The 16340-nt window shown below is 60.5% G+C and carries 11 protein-coding genes; 6 read left to right on the top strand and 5 right to left on the bottom strand.

What is annotated here, in order from left to right:
• Nucleotides 1–86: 86 nt before the first annotated feature.
• From ACUY2T_RS01990 to ACUY2T_RS01975, 4 genes are all read right to left on the bottom strand, one after another.
• Entirely contained in the window at nt 87–1475 is a 1389-nt protein-coding gene (locus ACUY2T_RS01990) for an aminotransferase class III-fold pyridoxal phosphate-dependent enzyme (RefSeq protein ID WP_448307303.1), read from the bottom strand.
• A 9-nt stretch (nt 1476–1484) separates the two neighbouring features.
• Entirely contained in the window at nt 1485–3392 is a 1908-nt protein-coding gene (locus tag ACUY2T_RS01985; RefSeq protein WP_448307301.1) for an ABC transporter ATP-binding protein, read from the bottom strand.
• A gap of 11 nt (nt 3393–3403) precedes the next feature.
• Nucleotides 3404–4570, bottom strand: coding sequence for a MalY/PatB family protein (locus tag ACUY2T_RS01980; protein WP_448307477.1), 1167 nt, complete (start codon nt 4568–4570; stop codon nt 3404–3406).
• A gap of 168 nt (nt 4571–4738) precedes the next feature.
• On the bottom strand, nt 4739–6166 hold the full coding sequence (locus ACUY2T_RS01975) for a carboxylesterase family protein (protein ID WP_448307299.1): 1428 nt from the start codon (nt 6164–6166) through the stop codon (nt 4739–4741).
• On the opposite strand from ACUY2T_RS01975, the gene ACUY2T_RS01970 reads away from it, so the two are divergent.
• Together ACUY2T_RS01970 and ACUY2T_RS01965 are read left to right on the top strand one after the other, a co-directional pair.
• On the top strand, nt 6165–8345 hold the full coding sequence (locus tag ACUY2T_RS01970; RefSeq protein WP_448307297.1) for a M3 family metallopeptidase: 2181 nt from the start codon (nt 6165–6167) through the stop codon (nt 8343–8345). The genes ACUY2T_RS01975 and ACUY2T_RS01970 overlap by 2 nt on opposite strands.
• A 9-nt stretch (nt 8346–8354) precedes the next feature.
• A complete protein-coding gene (locus ACUY2T_RS01965) occupies nt 8355–8612 on the top strand; it encodes a hypothetical protein (RefSeq protein ID WP_448307295.1) in 258 nt (85 codons plus the stop codon).
• An 89-nt stretch (nt 8613–8701) separates the two neighbouring features.
• Here ACUY2T_RS01965 and ACUY2T_RS01960 read toward each other — a convergent pair whose 3' ends face one another.
• A complete protein-coding gene (locus tag ACUY2T_RS01960; protein ID WP_448307293.1) occupies nt 8702–10870 on the bottom strand; it encodes a 4-alpha-glucanotransferase in 2169 nt (722 codons plus the stop codon).
• Between the two features lie 323 nt (nt 10871–11193).
• Between ACUY2T_RS01960 and ACUY2T_RS01955 the strand changes: the two genes are divergently transcribed.
• The 4 genes from ACUY2T_RS01955 (at nt 11194) to hrcA (ending at nt 16294) form a co-directional block, all read left to right on the top strand.
• Entirely contained in the window at nt 11194–13032 is a 1839-nt protein-coding gene (locus ACUY2T_RS01955) for an AMP-dependent synthetase/ligase (RefSeq protein WP_293791390.1), read from the top strand.
• A gap of 122 nt (nt 13033–13154) precedes the next feature.
• The gene (locus tag ACUY2T_RS01950; protein WP_448307290.1) at nt 13155–13961 is read left to right on the top strand and encodes a hypothetical protein; all 807 of its coding nucleotides are present in this window, start codon (nt 13155–13157) and stop codon (nt 13959–13961) included.
• Between the two features lie 50 nt (nt 13962–14011).
• Entirely contained in the window at nt 14012–15235 is a 1224-nt protein-coding gene (hemW, locus tag ACUY2T_RS01945; protein WP_448307288.1) for a radical SAM family heme chaperone HemW, read from the top strand.
• A gap of 33 nt (nt 15236–15268) precedes the next feature.
• Entirely contained in the window at nt 15269–16294 is a 1026-nt protein-coding gene (hrcA, locus tag ACUY2T_RS01940; RefSeq protein WP_293791387.1) for a heat-inducible transcriptional repressor HrcA, read from the top strand.
• The last annotated feature ends 46 nt before the right edge of the window (nt 16295–16340 follow it).

The raw sequence follows: 16340 nt of genomic DNA, 5'->3' as shown, positions 1-16340 counted from the left end.
TAAAAGCCTAAAGTCCCGGCTGAAAAACTTTCAGCCGGGACTTTTGCTATGCCCCTTTAAAGTCAGGGGCAGAAGTGATGGGGTGCTTATAGCGCCTGGTCAACGACGGACGCAGCACGATCGACAACCTCCAGCGCCCAGTCCAGCTGCTCCTCGGTGGTAATCAGCGGTGGCGCGAAGTGAAGGCGGTGCCCGGAAACCATCGGCCAGATGCCAGCCTTCTTGAGCTCCGCGCCGAATGCACCCATAGCCTCGGCACCCATCGGGGTCTTGGCCTCTTGGTCGCTAACGAACTCGATGGCCCAGAAGAAGCCCTTGCCGCGGACATTGCCCACGCTTGGGTGGTTTTCCGCGATCTTTTCCATGGCCGGGGCGATAACGCGCTCGCCCAGGTCGGCGACCTGCTCGAAGATTTTCTCCTCGCGGTACACCTTCTGCGCGGCCAGGCCAGGAGCCGCCGCCAGTGGGTGGCCAGAATAGGTCAGCCCGCCCGGGTAAGGCTTTTCTGCAAAACGCTGGTAAACGGCCTCGTTCATCATCACGCCACCAAGCGGTGCCATGCCGGAGTTCACGCCCTTGGCGAAGGTAACAAGATCCGGCTGCAGGTCCGGGCCGCCGTGCTCGTACGCGAACATCTTGCCGGTACGGCCAAAGCCGACCATGACCTCGTCCGCGATGTACAGCGCGCCGTGGCGGTCGCAGATTTCGCGCACGCCCTGCAGGAAGCCCTCCGGCGGGACGATGATGCCACTAGAGCCCACAACGGACTCGATCAAAACGGCAGCTACGTTGTCCTCGTAGACCAGCGTCTCTTCCAGCGACTGAAGAGCACGAGCGCATTCTTCCTCCTGTGTGGTGGAGTAGAAGGCGCTGCGGTACAGGAATGGACCCCAGAAGTGCTTCACGTCGCCGTCGGTCGTGGGGTTGCCGTGGCGGCGTGCTTCGCCGGTGGCCATAATCGCGGAGCCGGTAGCGCCGTGGTAGCTGCGGTAAGCCGTCAGGATCTTGGACTTGCCAGTGGTCAGGCGTGCCATGCGGATGGCGTGCTCGATAGCGTCCGCGCCGCCGTTGGTGAAGAACACGTGAGAGAAGTCGCCCTGCGCCTGCTCCACGATTTCCTTGGCCAGCTCGCTGCGCACGTCATTGGAGAACGCGGGGTTCTGGTTGGTGATGCGGGTGGCCTGCTGCTGAATTGCCTCTACCAGCTTCGGGTGGGCGTGGCCCAGGTTGGCGCTGACCAGCTGGCTGCCCAGGTCCAGGTAACCGTTGCCCTGGTAGTCGTAGATCCACACGCCCTCCGCGTGGCTGAGCGGCTGCGGGTTGATCTTCTCTTGCGCTGACCAGCTGTGGAAAACGTAGTTACTGTCGTTGTCGCGTACCTGTTGTTCTGCGGCTTGTGCTTCTTCGGTGCCGACGCCAACACGTGCGCCGTCGAAGGTAGTGAACTCGGTGATGTTAGGGGGGAATTCAGTCATTCTCCCAGGCTACTCCTCCGTGTCGTCGTCTTCAGACGCAAAGTCACTGAAACCGAAGCGCTTCAACCGTGCCCGGTCGGCGGCGGAGGAGGAGCTGGTGAGTTGCAGTAGCTCGTTGTAGATGCCACCACTGGTCGCAAGTTCCGCGGGGGAGCCGACTTCGCAGACATGTCCCTTGTCTAGGGTGACGATCTTGTCAACGTCGGCAATTGTGGACAGGCGGTGGGCGATAACGATGGTGGTGCGTCCGACCATCAGCTCGTTCAGCCCGGCCTGCACCACGCGCTCGGCCTTGGTATCAAGCGCGGAGGTAGCTTCGTCGAGGATCAGCACCGGAGCGTCTTTTAGCATGGCTCGGGCAACGGCGATGCGCTGCTTTTGACCACCGGAAAGGCGCAGGCCGCGCTCTCCAATGAGAGTGTCGTACCCGTCCTTGAAGTGCATGATGAAGTCATGGGCGAAGGCGCGCTTGGCCACGTCCTCGATCTCCTGATCCGTGGCGTCGGGCTTTGCATAAGCAATGTTTTCCCGCACCGTGCCAGAAAAAAGGGCAGGCTCTTGGAACACCACACCGACAGAGCTGCGCAGTTCGGCTGCCGTCATGTTGGCGACGTCCTTGCCGCAGACCCGGAGCTGTCCCTCGGTGGGGCGGTAGAGGCCTAGTAGGAGGTTAACGAGGGTGGATTTGCCTCCGCCGGATTCACCGACAAGTGCGACCTGATCACCCTTGTTTGCCTGGAAGCTGACCTGGTGAATGACAGGCTCGCCCTTGATGTATTCGAAGCTGACGTGATCGAAGTCGATTACCGGGCCATCTGCTGGAGCGGAAAGCTGCGGATGCACCGCATGATCCACGTCCTCCTGGGAGACCAGCATGGGTCCACCTGGGCGGGCGGCTTCCAGCAGGGGAGCAGTAGCCGAGGGCTCCTCCAGCTCCTCCATTGTTTTGAAGTACTCGCGAGAACCGGCGGCAGCGCGCTGGGCAGTATCGACCATCCAGCTCATCATTCCGACAGGCTGGCGAGCCATCACTACGTATTGCAGCAGCAGCACCATGTCGCCGAGGCTGAAGTTGCCGTGGAGAGTGCGCCAGAACAGCATCAGGTAGATGGCGAAGAAGATGATGTTCATCCCGCCCATGCGCAGAATGTCCATAAAGTGCCACCAGCGTGATTGTTCGCGGGTGAGCTGGATCGTATCGGCGAAGTGTTTTTGGAATAGCCGCAGCTCGCGCAGCTCGGAGACGAAGGACTTCACCACCTTCACCTGGCCGATGACCTCGGCGAAGCGCCCTTGGGCGACGTCGATGTGCTCGTTCTTTTCCTTTTCCCACACCATCCACTTCTTGGAGGTCAGCATCGTCAGATACAGATAAAGGGGGAAAATAAACGCCAGCAGCAAGGCCAGTGGCCAGTAATAGAGTGCGGTGATTACCAGGATCATGCTGACGGTGATCAGCATGGAAAAGAAGTTGTTGGCGAAGGATTTAATGAAATCCGTCAGACCCAGGATGGAGCGATCCAGCCGGGAGATGATTGTGCCCGTCACCTGCTTGTCGTAGTAGCCCTGAGGTAAGGCCAGCAGCTTGGCGTAATAACGGTTGGAAAGGATCTGCCGCATTCGCATCGCCATAACATCACCGAACCATCCGCCGATGTTGTGGATGATGGTGTTGGCCAGCTCCACAGCCAGCAGACCGACGGCCAACCAGATGACGGTTTTTGTCGCATTCTCAATGGCAGCGTCGGAAGCCCCGCCGCCCCCGACGGTATCGACGATGGTGTCGGTGGCCAGCTTCACCAAGAAAGGTGTAGCCAAGGCCAGACCTGCGGTGACGATGCTGGTGATCATCACCACGATGTAGAAAGGCCAGAGTTCCTTCGTTGAGCGCAGGATGCGGCTAAAAGCTTTAATCACACCTTGCCAAGTTAATTGTTCACGTTGGCCTTAGCTAATTCAGCTAATTCGGTCTCAGCGAAATTCCCGATGCGGTCTAGAGCCTCGTTCAGGATTTCCCGGGAAGTACCGAAATTGATGCGCACATGGCCTGCACCTTGCGTGCCGAACATGGAGCCCTCGTTGAAGGCCACCCGCGCCCCTTCCAGCAGCTTCTTGCCTGGGTTTTCATTCAGTCCTGGAACATCGCGGAGGTCTACCCAGAGGAGGAAGCTGGCCTCGGGGCGGATGAACTTCGCGCCGGGAAGTACCTCTGGCAGTCGGCGCTCAAGCAGATCGAGGTTGCCCTGCAGATACTCCAGTTCGCTGGCCAGCCAAGCCTCGCCGTCTGTGTAAGCAGCCTCGGCGGCCACCTGCCCCAGGGTGGAAGCAGAGCCAGTACGCAGCGGGCTGACCTTAGCCATCACTTCGCGGTCGTCCGGGTTTGTAAAGATCATCTGGGCGCAGTGCAGGCCCGCGGTATTCCAGCCTTTCGACGTTGCCAGTACCGTCACCGTTACCCGTGCGGCGGTATCACTCAGCGACGCGAGGGGAGTGTGTTTGTGCGGTGCATAAACAACCGGTGCATGGATTTCGTCGGAGATCAGCCTAACGTCGTATTTGTCCGCCAGCTCCACTAGCTTCTCCAACTCTTCGGGGCGCCATGCGCGCCCCAGTGGGTTATACGGATTGCACACGATCAGCGCGCCCACGCCCGCAGGGTTCGCGGTGCTGGCAAAGGCCTTCTCCAGTGCGGCGAGATCAAATGCCCACTCTTCAGTTCCCTGCTTCTCTACCTTGGTCATCGCGACCTCGACCTTCGGTCGGTTTATGGCACTTGGCACGTCGAAGAACGGGTGATAGCTCGGCACGGGGACGATTACATCGGAGCCCTGCGGCGTCAATTCGTCAATGGCCGCTGCCACGCCTTTAACGACATCGGGTACTAGTCGCACCCATGCCGGGTCGATCTGCCAACCGAAGCGGCGATCCAGGAAGCCCGCTAGAGCCTTCTGTACCGAACCATTGCGGCGCTCGTAGCCGAAGTACTCGCGATCCACGCCCGCCTGGATGGCCTGCTTGACGGCGGGACAGGTGTCGAAATCGGTTTCGGCGACCCACAGGGGCAGTACGTCCTCGTCGTAGACGGTCCACTTCATTGTGCCGCGGGCGCGGAGAGTGTCGACGTCGTGGAAGGTGACGTCGTTGGGGGAGTGTGGGGAGCCCTGAGAGCCATTCTGGGGATCGGTGTTTGAGGAGGAAGCGTTCATGGCTATCCACCCTAGCACTCTAGACCGAGCTGTCTAGTATGGTTCTTGTTTTGCTAGCTAATTGTTCGGGTAGAGCTCCGGATAATCCTCACGGATATCCCGGTAAGCATCTTCGGCTACCTCACAGGTCACCTCACCGCGAGCAGACGCATCCGTATCGAAGCGCCGCACGTTTCGCTTCTTCCCATAGGTCTCCCACTCCGGATCCTCTCCGCGGGCGAAGCGCGCGACGATCCCGTGAAACTCCGTTGCCAGCGGTTGCAAGCGCTCGGGCGCGGATTCGCCGCAGAAATGCTTCACGGCTTTCGGGGAGACGTTGAGGGCGTCAAAAACCAAAGGCAGATCCGCGCAATGCCATGCCGATTGGCTCCCGTGAAACTCATAGGCCCAGGTCGTGTCGTGCTTCGCCTCCATGATCGCTACGGCCCAGCGCTTAATCATCGAATCCCCGATGGCCATGCCCATCGGATGCGGTGACGCCCATCGCGCCCGTGCCTGCAACGCTCGCTCAAAATAAAGAGCCACGAGCTTGGCAGCTTGCCGCACCAGCGGGTTCTTGGAACGCAACCTTCTGTCGACCGTACGGGCAGTGGGCATTTGCACAAACTCCTCGCGCAAGGTGCCGATCAAAAGGGGGATATCGCGCATCGCCTCGGGACGGAAGGGGTATGGTCCCACAGCGCAGTCCGTGCCGTAGATCCGGGCATATCTACGGTATGCACGCTGCAATTGGGCAGAGGAAAGCCCGCCGAGGTGTTTCCTGGTCAGCGGGCCCCCGAGAACCGCTCGCGCCACATGTTCGCGGCGTGGCCAACCTACCCGTGGAAAGCCTGGGCTTAGGATCACGGCTCGATGCACTAGGTTGGTCGTGCGGGAGTTGCATAAGGTCCACGCTGCCAGTGCTCCGCCGGCGGACTGTCCCATCAAGGTCACTTGATTTGGATCACCCCCGAATGCAGAGATGTTGCTACGCACCCACTGCAAGGCGGCGACGATGTCCTCTGCCCCGCGGTAGTACTCCGGTTCGGTATTCGGGTCCGCAAAACCATCCACGTCGGCCGGGTGATCCTCGTCCAGTAGTGGCAAAAAGCCCTCCAGCCGGTAGCGGTAGTTCACGCTGACGAAAACACAACCATCCTCGGCAAAGCGAATTCCCTGGTACCACGGGTCATCAGCGTGCCCTTGCTCATAGCGACCACCGTGGATAAACACGATGACGGGCATGTTCGCGGTGGAACCAGGGGCGCTGGCCGGACAGGAGATAGATAGGGATTGGCGGGTTGAGGTGGTGGAGGAATGGGCGTCTAAAAAAGAAAAAGAAGGGGCAGTACCCGGTGGGGCGAAACGATCGCTTGCTGCATAGGGGATGGCTTGGAAGCGCAAGATGGAACCGACCCCGGAGTCAATGGCATAGCCGCGCACGGTGCCTTGATTGATGGCCACATCAACGTAATCCATGGCCTCCAGGTTAGAGTGGGAGACCATGGATTACCTCCAAAACGCTTCCGAACTGCCATATGAATTGCCGGACTTTGCAGCCATCAACCTCGCCGAGCTGGTGCCTGCCTTCCGAACCGCGCTGGACGACCATGCGGCGGAAATCGCAGCTATAGCGGATAACCCCGAGGAACCCACGTGGGAAAACACCGCGGAGGCATGGGAGGCATCTGGCCAGATGCTGCAGCGCGTGCTGGCCATCGCATTCAACTATGCAGGCACGAATGCCACCGACGAAGTGCGCGAGATCGAAGCGACGATAAGCCCCGAGTTGGCACGGCACTTCAGCGAAATCTGGCTGAACCGGAAGCTATGGGAGCGTATGTGCGCTTTGCCGACGCAGCCAGAAGGTAGCGAAGAAGAGGCTCTGCTGCGCGAGTTGAAAAAGCGCTTTATCCGCGGCGGCGCAGAACTAGACGACGAACAGCGCGCAACTCTGCGGGACATTGATACAAAGCTGGCCGAGCTGACCACTTCCTTTGGCGCGCAGCTCCAGACCGCCACTGAGTCAGCGGCGGTGCTGCTGACAGATGAGGCCGAAGTTGCGGGACTCAGCGCGGCGGATAAGGAGTACTTTGCCAAGGCTGCTGCCGAACGCGGGGAAGAGGGCTGGCTAATTCGCCTGGGGCTGCCGAGTGTCCAGCCAGTGCTGGAATCTCTCGATAACCCAGCAGCGCGCGCAAAGGTGCACGAAGCATCACTGAATCGCGCAGCCGGTAGCGGTAACGAAGGGACGCTACTGCAGATTGTTCGCCTGCGCGCCCAGCGTGCCGAACTATTGGGGTTCGCCAACCACGCAGAGTTCGTCGCCGCAGCAGAAACCGCAGGAAGCCTGGCCGCGGTCGAGGAGTTGCTCAACCAAGTGACGCCCGCTGCTGTGGCGAATGCTCAGGGTGAGTTCAAGCGAGCCGCAGACAAGATGGCTGTAGACACCATGGCCATCAGCGAAGCGGAAGGCGCGGCACACAGCGCGAACACAACGGGGCTCGGCGGAGCCGACTGGCCGTATTGGGATGCCAAGCTGCGCGCCGAGGAACTCGCCGTGGACGAAGCGGAGCTGAAGAAATACTTCCCGCTGGAGCAGGTGCTGGTGGACGGGGCCTTCTTCGCAGCCAAGCGTCTCTACGGCATCGACGTGCGCGAACGCCCCGACCTGGCCGGTTACGCGCCGGGTGTGCAGGTGTGGGAGGTTACAGAGGGCACAGAAGACACAACGGACACAGACGCGCCTGTTGGCATCGGCTTGTTGCTCACTGACATGTACGCCCGTCCCACGAAACGCGGCGGCGCGTGGATGAACTCTTTTGTTGAGCAGTCCAACCTGCTTGGCCAGGCTCCGGTGGTGGTCAATGTTATGAACATTGCCGAGCCCGCCGAAGGCGAGCAAGCACTGCTGACTCTGGACGAGGTGCAAACCGTGTTCCACGAGTTCGGCCACGCCCTGCACGGGTTGCTGTCCGACGTGCGTTACCCCACCCTCTCTGGCACGAACGTGCCCCGCGACTTTGTGGAATTTCCCAGCCAGATCAACGAGAACTGGGCTCTGGAGCCTGCCGTGCTGCGCAACTACGCCCGCCACGTGGACACCGGGGAGGTCATCAGCGACGAGTTCGTCGCTGCCATCCGCGCACAGGCCAAGTGGGGGCAGGGCATGGCCACGACCGAGTTCCTGGCTGCCTGCTGGCTGGATCTGGCTTGGCACAAGCTCTCCGCAGCGGAGGCGGAAAAGCTTGCCGCCACCGATGATGCATCTGCACAGGTTGAATCCTTCGAGGCCGAAGCGTTGGAAAATGCTGGGGTGGATGTCAACGGAGCCCTTGCCCCGCGCTATCGTTCCACCTACTTCAACCACATTTTCGCTGGTGGCTACTCGGCAGACTATTGGAGCTACCTCTGGGCTGAGGTGCTGGACGCGGATGGTTTCCAAGCGTTCATCGACACCGGCGCCGCGGTCGGGGAGTCCAACGCTGGGGATCACGGCGCTGGGGATGCCGACGCCACCACCGACCTCGATGCAGACGATGTCCGCTTCGCGGGCGAACGCTTCCGTCGCATCATTCTTTCGCGCGGTGCCAGCATCGACTTCGAGGATGCATTCTGGATGTTCCGTGGCCAGCAGCGAAGTGTGCAGCCGCTTCTGCAGCGCCGCGGACTGAGCCAGGGGTAGGCGTCACAAATGATGGAATGGCTGATCAACGCGCCGGTATGGATCCAAACACCGCTGGTTTTCCTGGCGCTATTCGTTGTTTGCGCGGTGCTGGCCTTAATATGGCAGATGATTGCGCTGCGGATTTTCCCCTCCAACGCGGAGGAAGATCGCGTGCACGGTGCACTTTCCCTCCGCGAATTGTGGGCAAGCCGCAGTAGCGCGCCACTGCCGACCGAGGCAGGCGGCACGACAGACGAAGAACACACTCGCAGGCAGGAGGATTAACCAGCTATGAAACACCACTCCAAGGTGCGCCAGGCTCTGGCATTGCTGCTGGTTCTACTGCTCGTAGCCTGGCTAGCAACCAGCTTCTTTTAGTCTTCACCGCGCGTAGCGGCCAGTACCTCGCGCGCCAGCGGCATGTCCGCCAGATCCTCCACCAGCACCGGATTGCCCTGCCCATCACACAGCGGCACACGCCAATTCGGGTAAAGATCCTGCGTAGTGCCCGGCTGGTTTTGTGCACGCACATCGCCGACCAAGTCCACCAAGGCCGCGTAACGCAACAGCGAAGGCGTCTGTGCAATATAGCGGTGCATGGCGCGCAGGATATAGGACACATCCGGGCGGCGTTCCCGACCGTGCCGGGGATCGTCCAACTCCTGGCGCAGCTCGTTCAGGAAGTACTCCTCGCACTCCATGCCATGGAAGGCACCGTGGCGGGCGATGGTACCCAGTACGTCGACCTGCCATGCCGCATCCTCCGCAAACTCGTCGTCCGAGCTGCGGGTTAGCACACCTAATTCCTCGCGCAGGTCGATGTGTCCGCCGCGCAGATAGCTGGCGGTGGGCGGCAGGTCGTGTGTAGTCACGGAGGTCAGGCAGGTACGGCGGTAAGCGTCTGGTGACTTCGCCCCGTTGGCGTCGCCTTCAAACCACACGATCGAAGTGCCCATCACGCCACGGCTGGCCAGGTAGTCCTGTACCCATGGCTCAAAAGTTCCCAGATCCTCACCCACGACTACAGCACCGGCGCGGTGGGCTTCCAAAACCAGCGCTCCGACCAGCGCCTCATGGTCGTAGGTGACGTAGGTACCCAGGGTGGGCGATTCCATCCGTGGGATCCACCACAGGCGGAAAAGCCCCAGAACGTGGTCGATGCGGATACCGCCGGCAGTGCGCAGGATGGTGCGCAGCATGTCGCGCCAGGGGCGGTAGCCTTCCTCCGCCAGCTTCCACGGATGCCACGGTGGCTGGGACCAGTCCTGGCCTTGTTGGTTGTAGCCATCCGGCGGCGCACCCACGCTAGCGCCCGGCGCCAGCACGTCCGCCAGAATCTGAGCGTCCGCGCCACCGGGGTGCACGCCCACGGCCAGATCGGCCATCAGGCCAATGCTCATATTTTCGGTGAGGGCATTTTGCGCGTGCAGCTCCTGCTCCTGGCAAAGCATCTGCATCCAGGCGAAGAACTCGCTGGTTAGGGCTGGATCATTAGCGGCGCGCTCGCACCAGTTCGCAAAGCCGACTATTCCTTCACCTTCTCGTTCGATGAAGCTGCGTAGTTGTTCAGCACGGTCGTCGCCGATGCCTGCGGTGTACAGCAGGTGCAGGGCCTTGATTTTGGACGCCACTACGGGGTCTCGCTCCAATAGATCAGCGGAGTGGTTGCGCTTCTTCAGCGGGGCGGCAAGCTCCGCAATTGTTGCGTGCAGCTCGGGGTGTGCAGCGTACTCCGGCGTGTTTTCTACCCGGATGTAGATCGGGTTGGTGTAGCGGCGAGTGGTAGGCAGGTAGGGGGAATCCTCCACCGGGGGAGCAGCCTCCGCCGCGTGCATGGGGTTCACCAGCACAAAGTCCGCTCCGCCGAGTTTCTGCAGGGATTCCCCCAAAGCTTCCAGAGTGCCGTAGTCGCCGACGCCCCACGCATCCTTGTCGCGCAGAGAATATAGCTGTGCCATGACACCTGTTCGCGGCGCGTCAGGCAGTTCCAGGGATTGAGGCGAAACCAGCAAGGTGGAGCGTGCCTGAGTGGATTCAGCCTGGGCGGTGATTTCGTGCCAGCCTGCGGGGAGGGCAGGCATCTGGAAGGTGGCGGTGCCGAAAGTTGTCGGGTTGGCCTCACTGCCCACTGTGATGGGATCTACCCACTCGTTGAGCTGTTCGAGGTCAATGCTCTCGCCCTCTTCGGTGTGGATTTGAACCTGTAGGGATTCGCCGTCGATGCAGTGGACATGTAGGGTGCGGGGCCGGTCTGCAATGGCGGTGATGGTGGGGGCGATCATGCGGCTATAGCGGGAGCGCAGTAGATCCTCAGTGGCGGCTTGAACTGCACTTTCGGTGAGATCCGAGGCATTCTCGGGCAGATTCAGACCTAATTCGCGCAGAGCGAAGAGAACCGTGCTGCTCGCCACCTCCACTCGCTGGCCGTTTTGGCCGATGTACCAGGTGGCTACGCCGCATTCGGCGGCCAATTCGTTGAGAATTGCATTGACGTCGGAGGCGTTTGTTCCGCCGGGTTCCACAGAGCTAGTCACATCTGCCATTGTGCAGGGTAAGAGGCGCTTCTTCCACTCTTTTTCGTAAGAACACCTAGAGGCACCTGGAGGCACCAACTGGAGGCACTAAAGGGGAAACAAGCGCGTTCGCTTATATGCGCCCCTAACTGCGCCTGTAGGTAAACCCGTCGTTGTGCCTGTAGTGTGACGGGGTATTTTTATAAAGGTTCAGCGTGATACACACCACTCATATATGGTTGTAGAAGTATTAATCACGTAGAGCGCGTGGGTTCTCCACCTCGAGATTATGCCCGCGTTTCGCGTAAAAACCCAGGTCAGGCAACTGTCAGGATATGAGCAAAGGGAGCAGCATGACGGAGTACACCTCTGAGGCCCTATATACGATCGACGAGCACGAGACCTGCCTCTCGGCAGTGCGTGATCTTGGAACACAGTCCCCAGATGGGGTGCTCTTCAAGCGTCCGCTGAACTTCGAATGGGTAGACGTTACCGTTGCCGACTTCCTGGATGATGTTTACTCCGTAGCCAAGGGTCTGGTTGCCAACGGCGTAGAAGTTGGCGATCGCGTGGTCATCATGTCCGACACCCGCTATGAGTGGACCGTTTTGGACTACGCCATCTGGGCCGCCGGTGCGATCACCGTGCCGATCTACCCCTCGTCTTCCACCTCCCAGTGTGAGTGGATTGTAGGGAACTCCGGCGCCAAGTTCGCCATTGCAGAAAAGTCCGGCCACTTCACTCGCCTGTCCACTTTCGTCAAGGATGGCGACCGTCCAGAAGGCGATACCTCCGCGCACCTTAACCGCGTGCTGGAGATCAACAGCGGTGCCATCGACATCCTCGTGAACGACGGTAAGGAAGCCGGCATCCAACAGGACGTGTTGGAGGAGCGCATTGCCAACACTCGCGATTCGGATGTCGCCTCTATCGTTTACACCTCCGGCACCACGGGTCGCCCAAAAGGCTGCAAGCTGACCCACCACAATTGGCTGGCAGAAGCCCGCGCTATCCTGACCCACCCGGTGGGTCGTGCCGCCGCATTCGGTTACCGCAAGCTGACCTTCCTGCCGCTGGCTCACGTGTTCTCTCGCGCTATGGCACACGCTGCCACCGTCGGCGGGGCAACCCAGACGCACTGGAGCGACATGAGCACCCTCGTTGCGGAGTTCCAGCGCACCAAGCCGAACCTGATCTGCTCTGTGCCGCGCATCTTTGAAAAGGTGCACGCGGGAGTGAAGTCCAAGGCCACTGAAGGTGGTGGCGTCAAGGCCAAGATCTTCAACTTCGCAGAACGCGCCGCAGTCGACTACTCGCATGCTCTCGACACCGACGAGGGGCCGACGCTAAAGCAGAAGATCAACCGCGCAATTGGCGACAAGCTGGTCTACTCCAAGGTTCGCGAGGCCATGGGCGGCGAGCTGGACTACGCCATTTCCGGCGGTTCTGCGCTCAACCCGGAACTCATGCACTTCTTCCGTGGCGTAGGCCTGAACGTTTACGAGGGCTACGGCCTGACCGAGTGCACTGCCGCTGCCTGCACCAACTTCGCCCCGGACAACATCATCGGCACCGTCGGCCGCCCGCTCGGTGGCATCACAGTGAAGATTGCCGAGGATGGCGAGGTTTTGCTGAAGGGTGACATGGTCTTCGCCGGTTACTGGGAAAACGAGGAGGCCACCGCCGAGTCCTTCGACGAGGATGGCTTCTACCGCACCGGTGACCTCGGCAAGCTGCTGCCCACCGGCCACCTAAAGATCACGGGTCGCAAGAAGGAGATCATCGTCACCGCCGGCGGCAAGAATGTCTCGCCCGGCCCGATGGAGGATATCCTGCGCTCCGCTCCGCTGATCTCCCAGGCCATGGTTGTCGGCGACGACCAGAAGTTCGTTGGCGCCTTGATTTCCTTGGACGAGGAAGCCGTCAAGAAGTGGAAGGAAAACAACGGCATTGCCGAAAACGTTTCAATCCGCGAGCTGGCAAAGAACCCGGTCCTGCGCTCCGAAATCCAGGACGCGATCAACGAGGCTAACTCCACCGTCTCCCACGCAGAAGGCATTAAGAAGTTCCGCATCGTCCACCGTGACTTCACCGAGGACAAGGACGAAGTGACCCCGTCGCTGAAGCTAAAGCGTTTCGTAGTTGCCAAGAACTTCGCCGACGATATCGCATGGATCTACAACTCAAAATAAGTTAAGAAATCCGCCCTAAGACACCGGCCACGCCTCCGCGCGCGGTCGGTGTTCGTGTTTTAAAGTTGTCTGCGGTATTAACCGAAACATGGGCTTTGACGGGCTCGGGGAGAGGAGAACGCGTGCACTACGATGCTGCCCTGCGCGTTCGCGAGCTCACCCAAAATATCTATGACATCGGTGACGAGATCGCCGACCACATCAACCATGTCTCCCAGGCCATAGCCGATTGGGATGCCGACCTGGTCGAGGATTGTCTCCTTGAATTGGAAGAGATCGTCGCGGAAGGGCGCGCCGAAGTCCGCCCTGGTCTCTCCGAACTCAACGGTCTGCGTCAGGCTTTCGTCTCTGGCGTGCGGGCGGGCAGCATGTCGGGCATCACGCGCTCCCGCACCCCGCGTACCCTCGCCAGCACTACTAGTGGAGACTATCCGCACCCCGGGCGCACGCTGAGCTTCATGCACAAAAAGCCCGGTACGTCTGCTGCGTCGGCTCGTCGTTCTTTTGATGACGCCACCACCTCCGCCGCCTCCCACTCCAGTGCCGCGCAACGTTCCTTTGGGACAGAGGATGCCGAGGTATCTGCCGACCAGGCTCCAGCGACGATGGCCTCTACCGCTTCCTGGCGCATGTGGCTGCGCGAACGAGCCGAGCACATCCGCGCGGATCTGCGTGAGGTGGAAGAGTGGGTGATCAACCAGACCCAGTGTGCTTTGGAATCGCAGTCCGTTTTGCTTCCTCAGGTGTATGTAAAGGCGGAACAGCGCACGATCGAACTGGCGGCCAAGTGGCGTGAAGTGATTGCTCGCCAACCGGAGTTGGCTGCGGGGATGCGCGGTGAAGCTCCGCCGGAGTTTTTGGAAGAACGCGCGCGAATCGAGGAGATCGTTGGCCGTCTACAGCGCCGCAAGCGCGGCACTGCTGTGTAGTTTTACCTGACCACGTGACCACTGGTGCGAGCCAAGTAGACTCGCACAACATGCACGGCCTTTATATTCACGTTCCTTTTTGCTCCACCCGCTGTGGCTACTGCGACTTCAACACCTACACGCCACAGGAACTCGGCGCGGCTGAGGGCAATACCATCCCCGGCTATTTGAATGCGTTGGAACGCGAGCTAGAGATCGCCGCTGAAGTGTGGGATTATCCCGGCGAGGTACAGACCGTATTCTTCGGTGGTGGCACGCCATCCATGCTGGGGCACGAGGGTCTGACCCGCGCACTGGACGCGGCTCGTCGCACGATCGGATTGGCGGCGGATGCTGAGGTCACTACAGAAGCCAACCCGGAATCCACCAGTCCGGAGTTCTTCGTGCAGCTGCGGGAGGCTGGCTTCAACCGCATTTCCTTAGGCATGCAGTCCGCCGTAGGACATGTACTGAAAGTGCTGGAACGCCAACACACCCCAGGGCGGCCTATTGTGGCCACACGGGAGGCTAAACAGGCGGGCTTTGAGCACATCAACCTGGACGTTATCTATGGCACTCCCACGGAGACGGATGAGGACTTAAGCCGTACCCTCGACGCGGTGCTGGAGGCTGACGTTGACCACGTTTCCGCCTATTCCCTCATTGTTGAAGACGGCACGGCCATGGCCCGGAAAGTGCGCCGTGGTGAGCTACCCGCCCCGGGCGAGGACACCCTTGCGGATCGTTATGACGCCATCGACTCCCGTCTGCGGCAGGCCGGCTTTTCCTGGTACGAGGTTTCGAACTGGGCGAAGCCAGGCGGGGAGTGCCAGCACAACCTGATCTATTGGCGTTCCGGACAGTGGTGGGGTGCAGGCCCCGGCGCCCACGGATGTGTGCAGTTGCGCGGGGAGAAGCACAGCGAGTCTGGCTTGGTGAGGCTTGTGAATGCAAAACGTCCGGCGACCTATTGGGAAGGGTTATTGGCTGAGAACGAGGGGGCGTCAACAATAAAGGACGGCCTGCCCGTGCCCGGGTCGGTAGTGACCACCGAGCGCCTAAGCAACGCAGATCTGCGTACCGAGCAGGTAATGCTGCGGCTCCGCCTGGCCGAGGGACTGGCGCTGACCGAACTGGCGGGGAGCCAGGGAAACGCCGAGTTGGAACAGGTAATCGAGCGCTATACGGGCCTGGGCCTGCTAGATAAACGCGGTGAGCGCCTAATATTGACGGATAAAGGGCGCTACCTAGCCGATGGAATCGTCACGGATATCGTGCTGGCGCTCGGGCTATAAATGCCACACAAGCTCACAGAAGGGGTGAAGAACATGTCCAGCGGAACGGAACACAGAAGAAACCAGGTGCTGCGGGCGATTGTTAGCGACTTCATCGCCTCGCACGAGCCGGTGGGTTCCAAGATGCTGGTGGATAGGCACCAGTTGGGGGTTTCCTCCGCCACGATCCGCAACGATATGGCGGTGCTGGAGGCTGAGGGGTATATCACGCAACAGCATGCCTCCTCCGGGCGCATCCCCACTGTGAAGGGGTACCGTCGTTTCGTCGACGGCATCCATGAGGTCAAGCCGCTGAGTACGCCCGAGAGGCGTGCCATCCTGGATTTCTTGGAACACGGTGTGGACCTGGAGGATGTGCTGCGCCGCAGTGTGCAGCTACTTTCGCAGCTCACCCGCCAGGTGGCGGTGGTGCAGATGCCGGATCTACGGCGCGGGCGGGTAAAGCACTGCGAGTTGGTGAAATTGGGTAGCCACCGCATTCTGCTGGTGCTGATTACCGACACGGGCCGCGTGGATCAGCGCAATGTCGACCTGGGCCAACCGATAAGCGATGACGACCTGCCACGCTTACGCGATCTGGTGAACTCCGCGATGGTGGGGCGCACCCTCGACGATGCATGCACAAACATTGCCGCCCTAGCCAGCGAAGCCAAGGGCAACAGTATGCCGGAAGAGCTGCGGGACGTGGCGCTCGTGGTGACGACCGTGCTGGTGGAGACGCTGCTGGAGCGTCCGAACGACCGCCTGATTTTGGCGGGTACCCCGAACCTTATGCGCACGTCCGAACTGAGCCCCGTGGTGGAGGCTCTGGAGGAGCAGGTCGTGGTGCTTAAACTGCTGAACAGCGTGCGCGACCTCCAGGTTCAGGTGAGTATCGGTGAGGAAAACGAAGATGAAGAACTGCGTGGCGCTTCGGTCGTTTCCGCCGGGTATGGCAACGCCAACGCGGTGCTCGGTGGCATGGGCGTGGTGGGGCCGACACATTTGGACTACTCGGGCACGATTTCCTCGGTGACAGCAGTGGCGCACTACGTCTCGCGGATTTTGAGCGAGGAGTAGGAATAGTAGACTGGTGCAGTTGGTTTAGAACAAAAGACTCAGTAAA

Source organism: Corynebacterium sp. 22-2729, assembly GCF_053479475.1.
Note: the sequence above shows the minus strand (reverse complement) of the source record. Positions and strands in the feature narration are given on the sequence as shown.

Bases quoted from the DNA above. Each gene is read 5' to 3' on its own strand.
- ACUY2T_RS01990 (WP_448307303.1), bottom strand. From the start codon at position 1,475: ATGACTGAATTCCCCCCTAACATCACCGAGTTCACTACCTTCGACGGC.
- ACUY2T_RS01980 (WP_448307477.1), bottom strand. From the start codon at position 4,570: ATGAAGTGGACCGTCTACGACGAGGACGTACTGCCCCTGTGGGTCGCC.
- ACUY2T_RS01970 (WP_448307297.1), top strand. From the start codon at position 6,165: ATGGATTACCTCCAAAACGCTTCCGAACTGCCATATGAATTGCCGGAC.
- ACUY2T_RS01975 (WP_448307299.1), bottom strand. From the start codon at position 6,166: ATGGTCTCCCACTCTAACCTGGAGGCCATGGATTACGTTGATGTGGCC.
- ACUY2T_RS01965 (WP_448307295.1), top strand. From the start codon at position 8,355: ATGATGGAATGGCTGATCAACGCGCCGGTATGGATCCAAACACCGCTG.
- ACUY2T_RS01960 (WP_448307293.1), bottom strand. From the start codon at position 10,870: ATGGCAGATGTGACTAGCTCTGTGGAACCCGGCGGAACAAACGCCTCC.
- ACUY2T_RS01955 (WP_293791390.1), top strand. From the start codon at position 11,194: ATGACGGAGTACACCTCTGAGGCCCTATATACGATCGACGAGCACGAG.
- hemW (WP_448307288.1), top strand. From the start codon at position 14,012: ATGCACGGCCTTTATATTCACGTTCCTTTTTGCTCCACCCGCTGTGGC.
- hrcA (WP_293791387.1), top strand. From the start codon at position 15,269: ATGTCCAGCGGAACGGAACACAGAAGAAACCAGGTGCTGCGGGCGATT.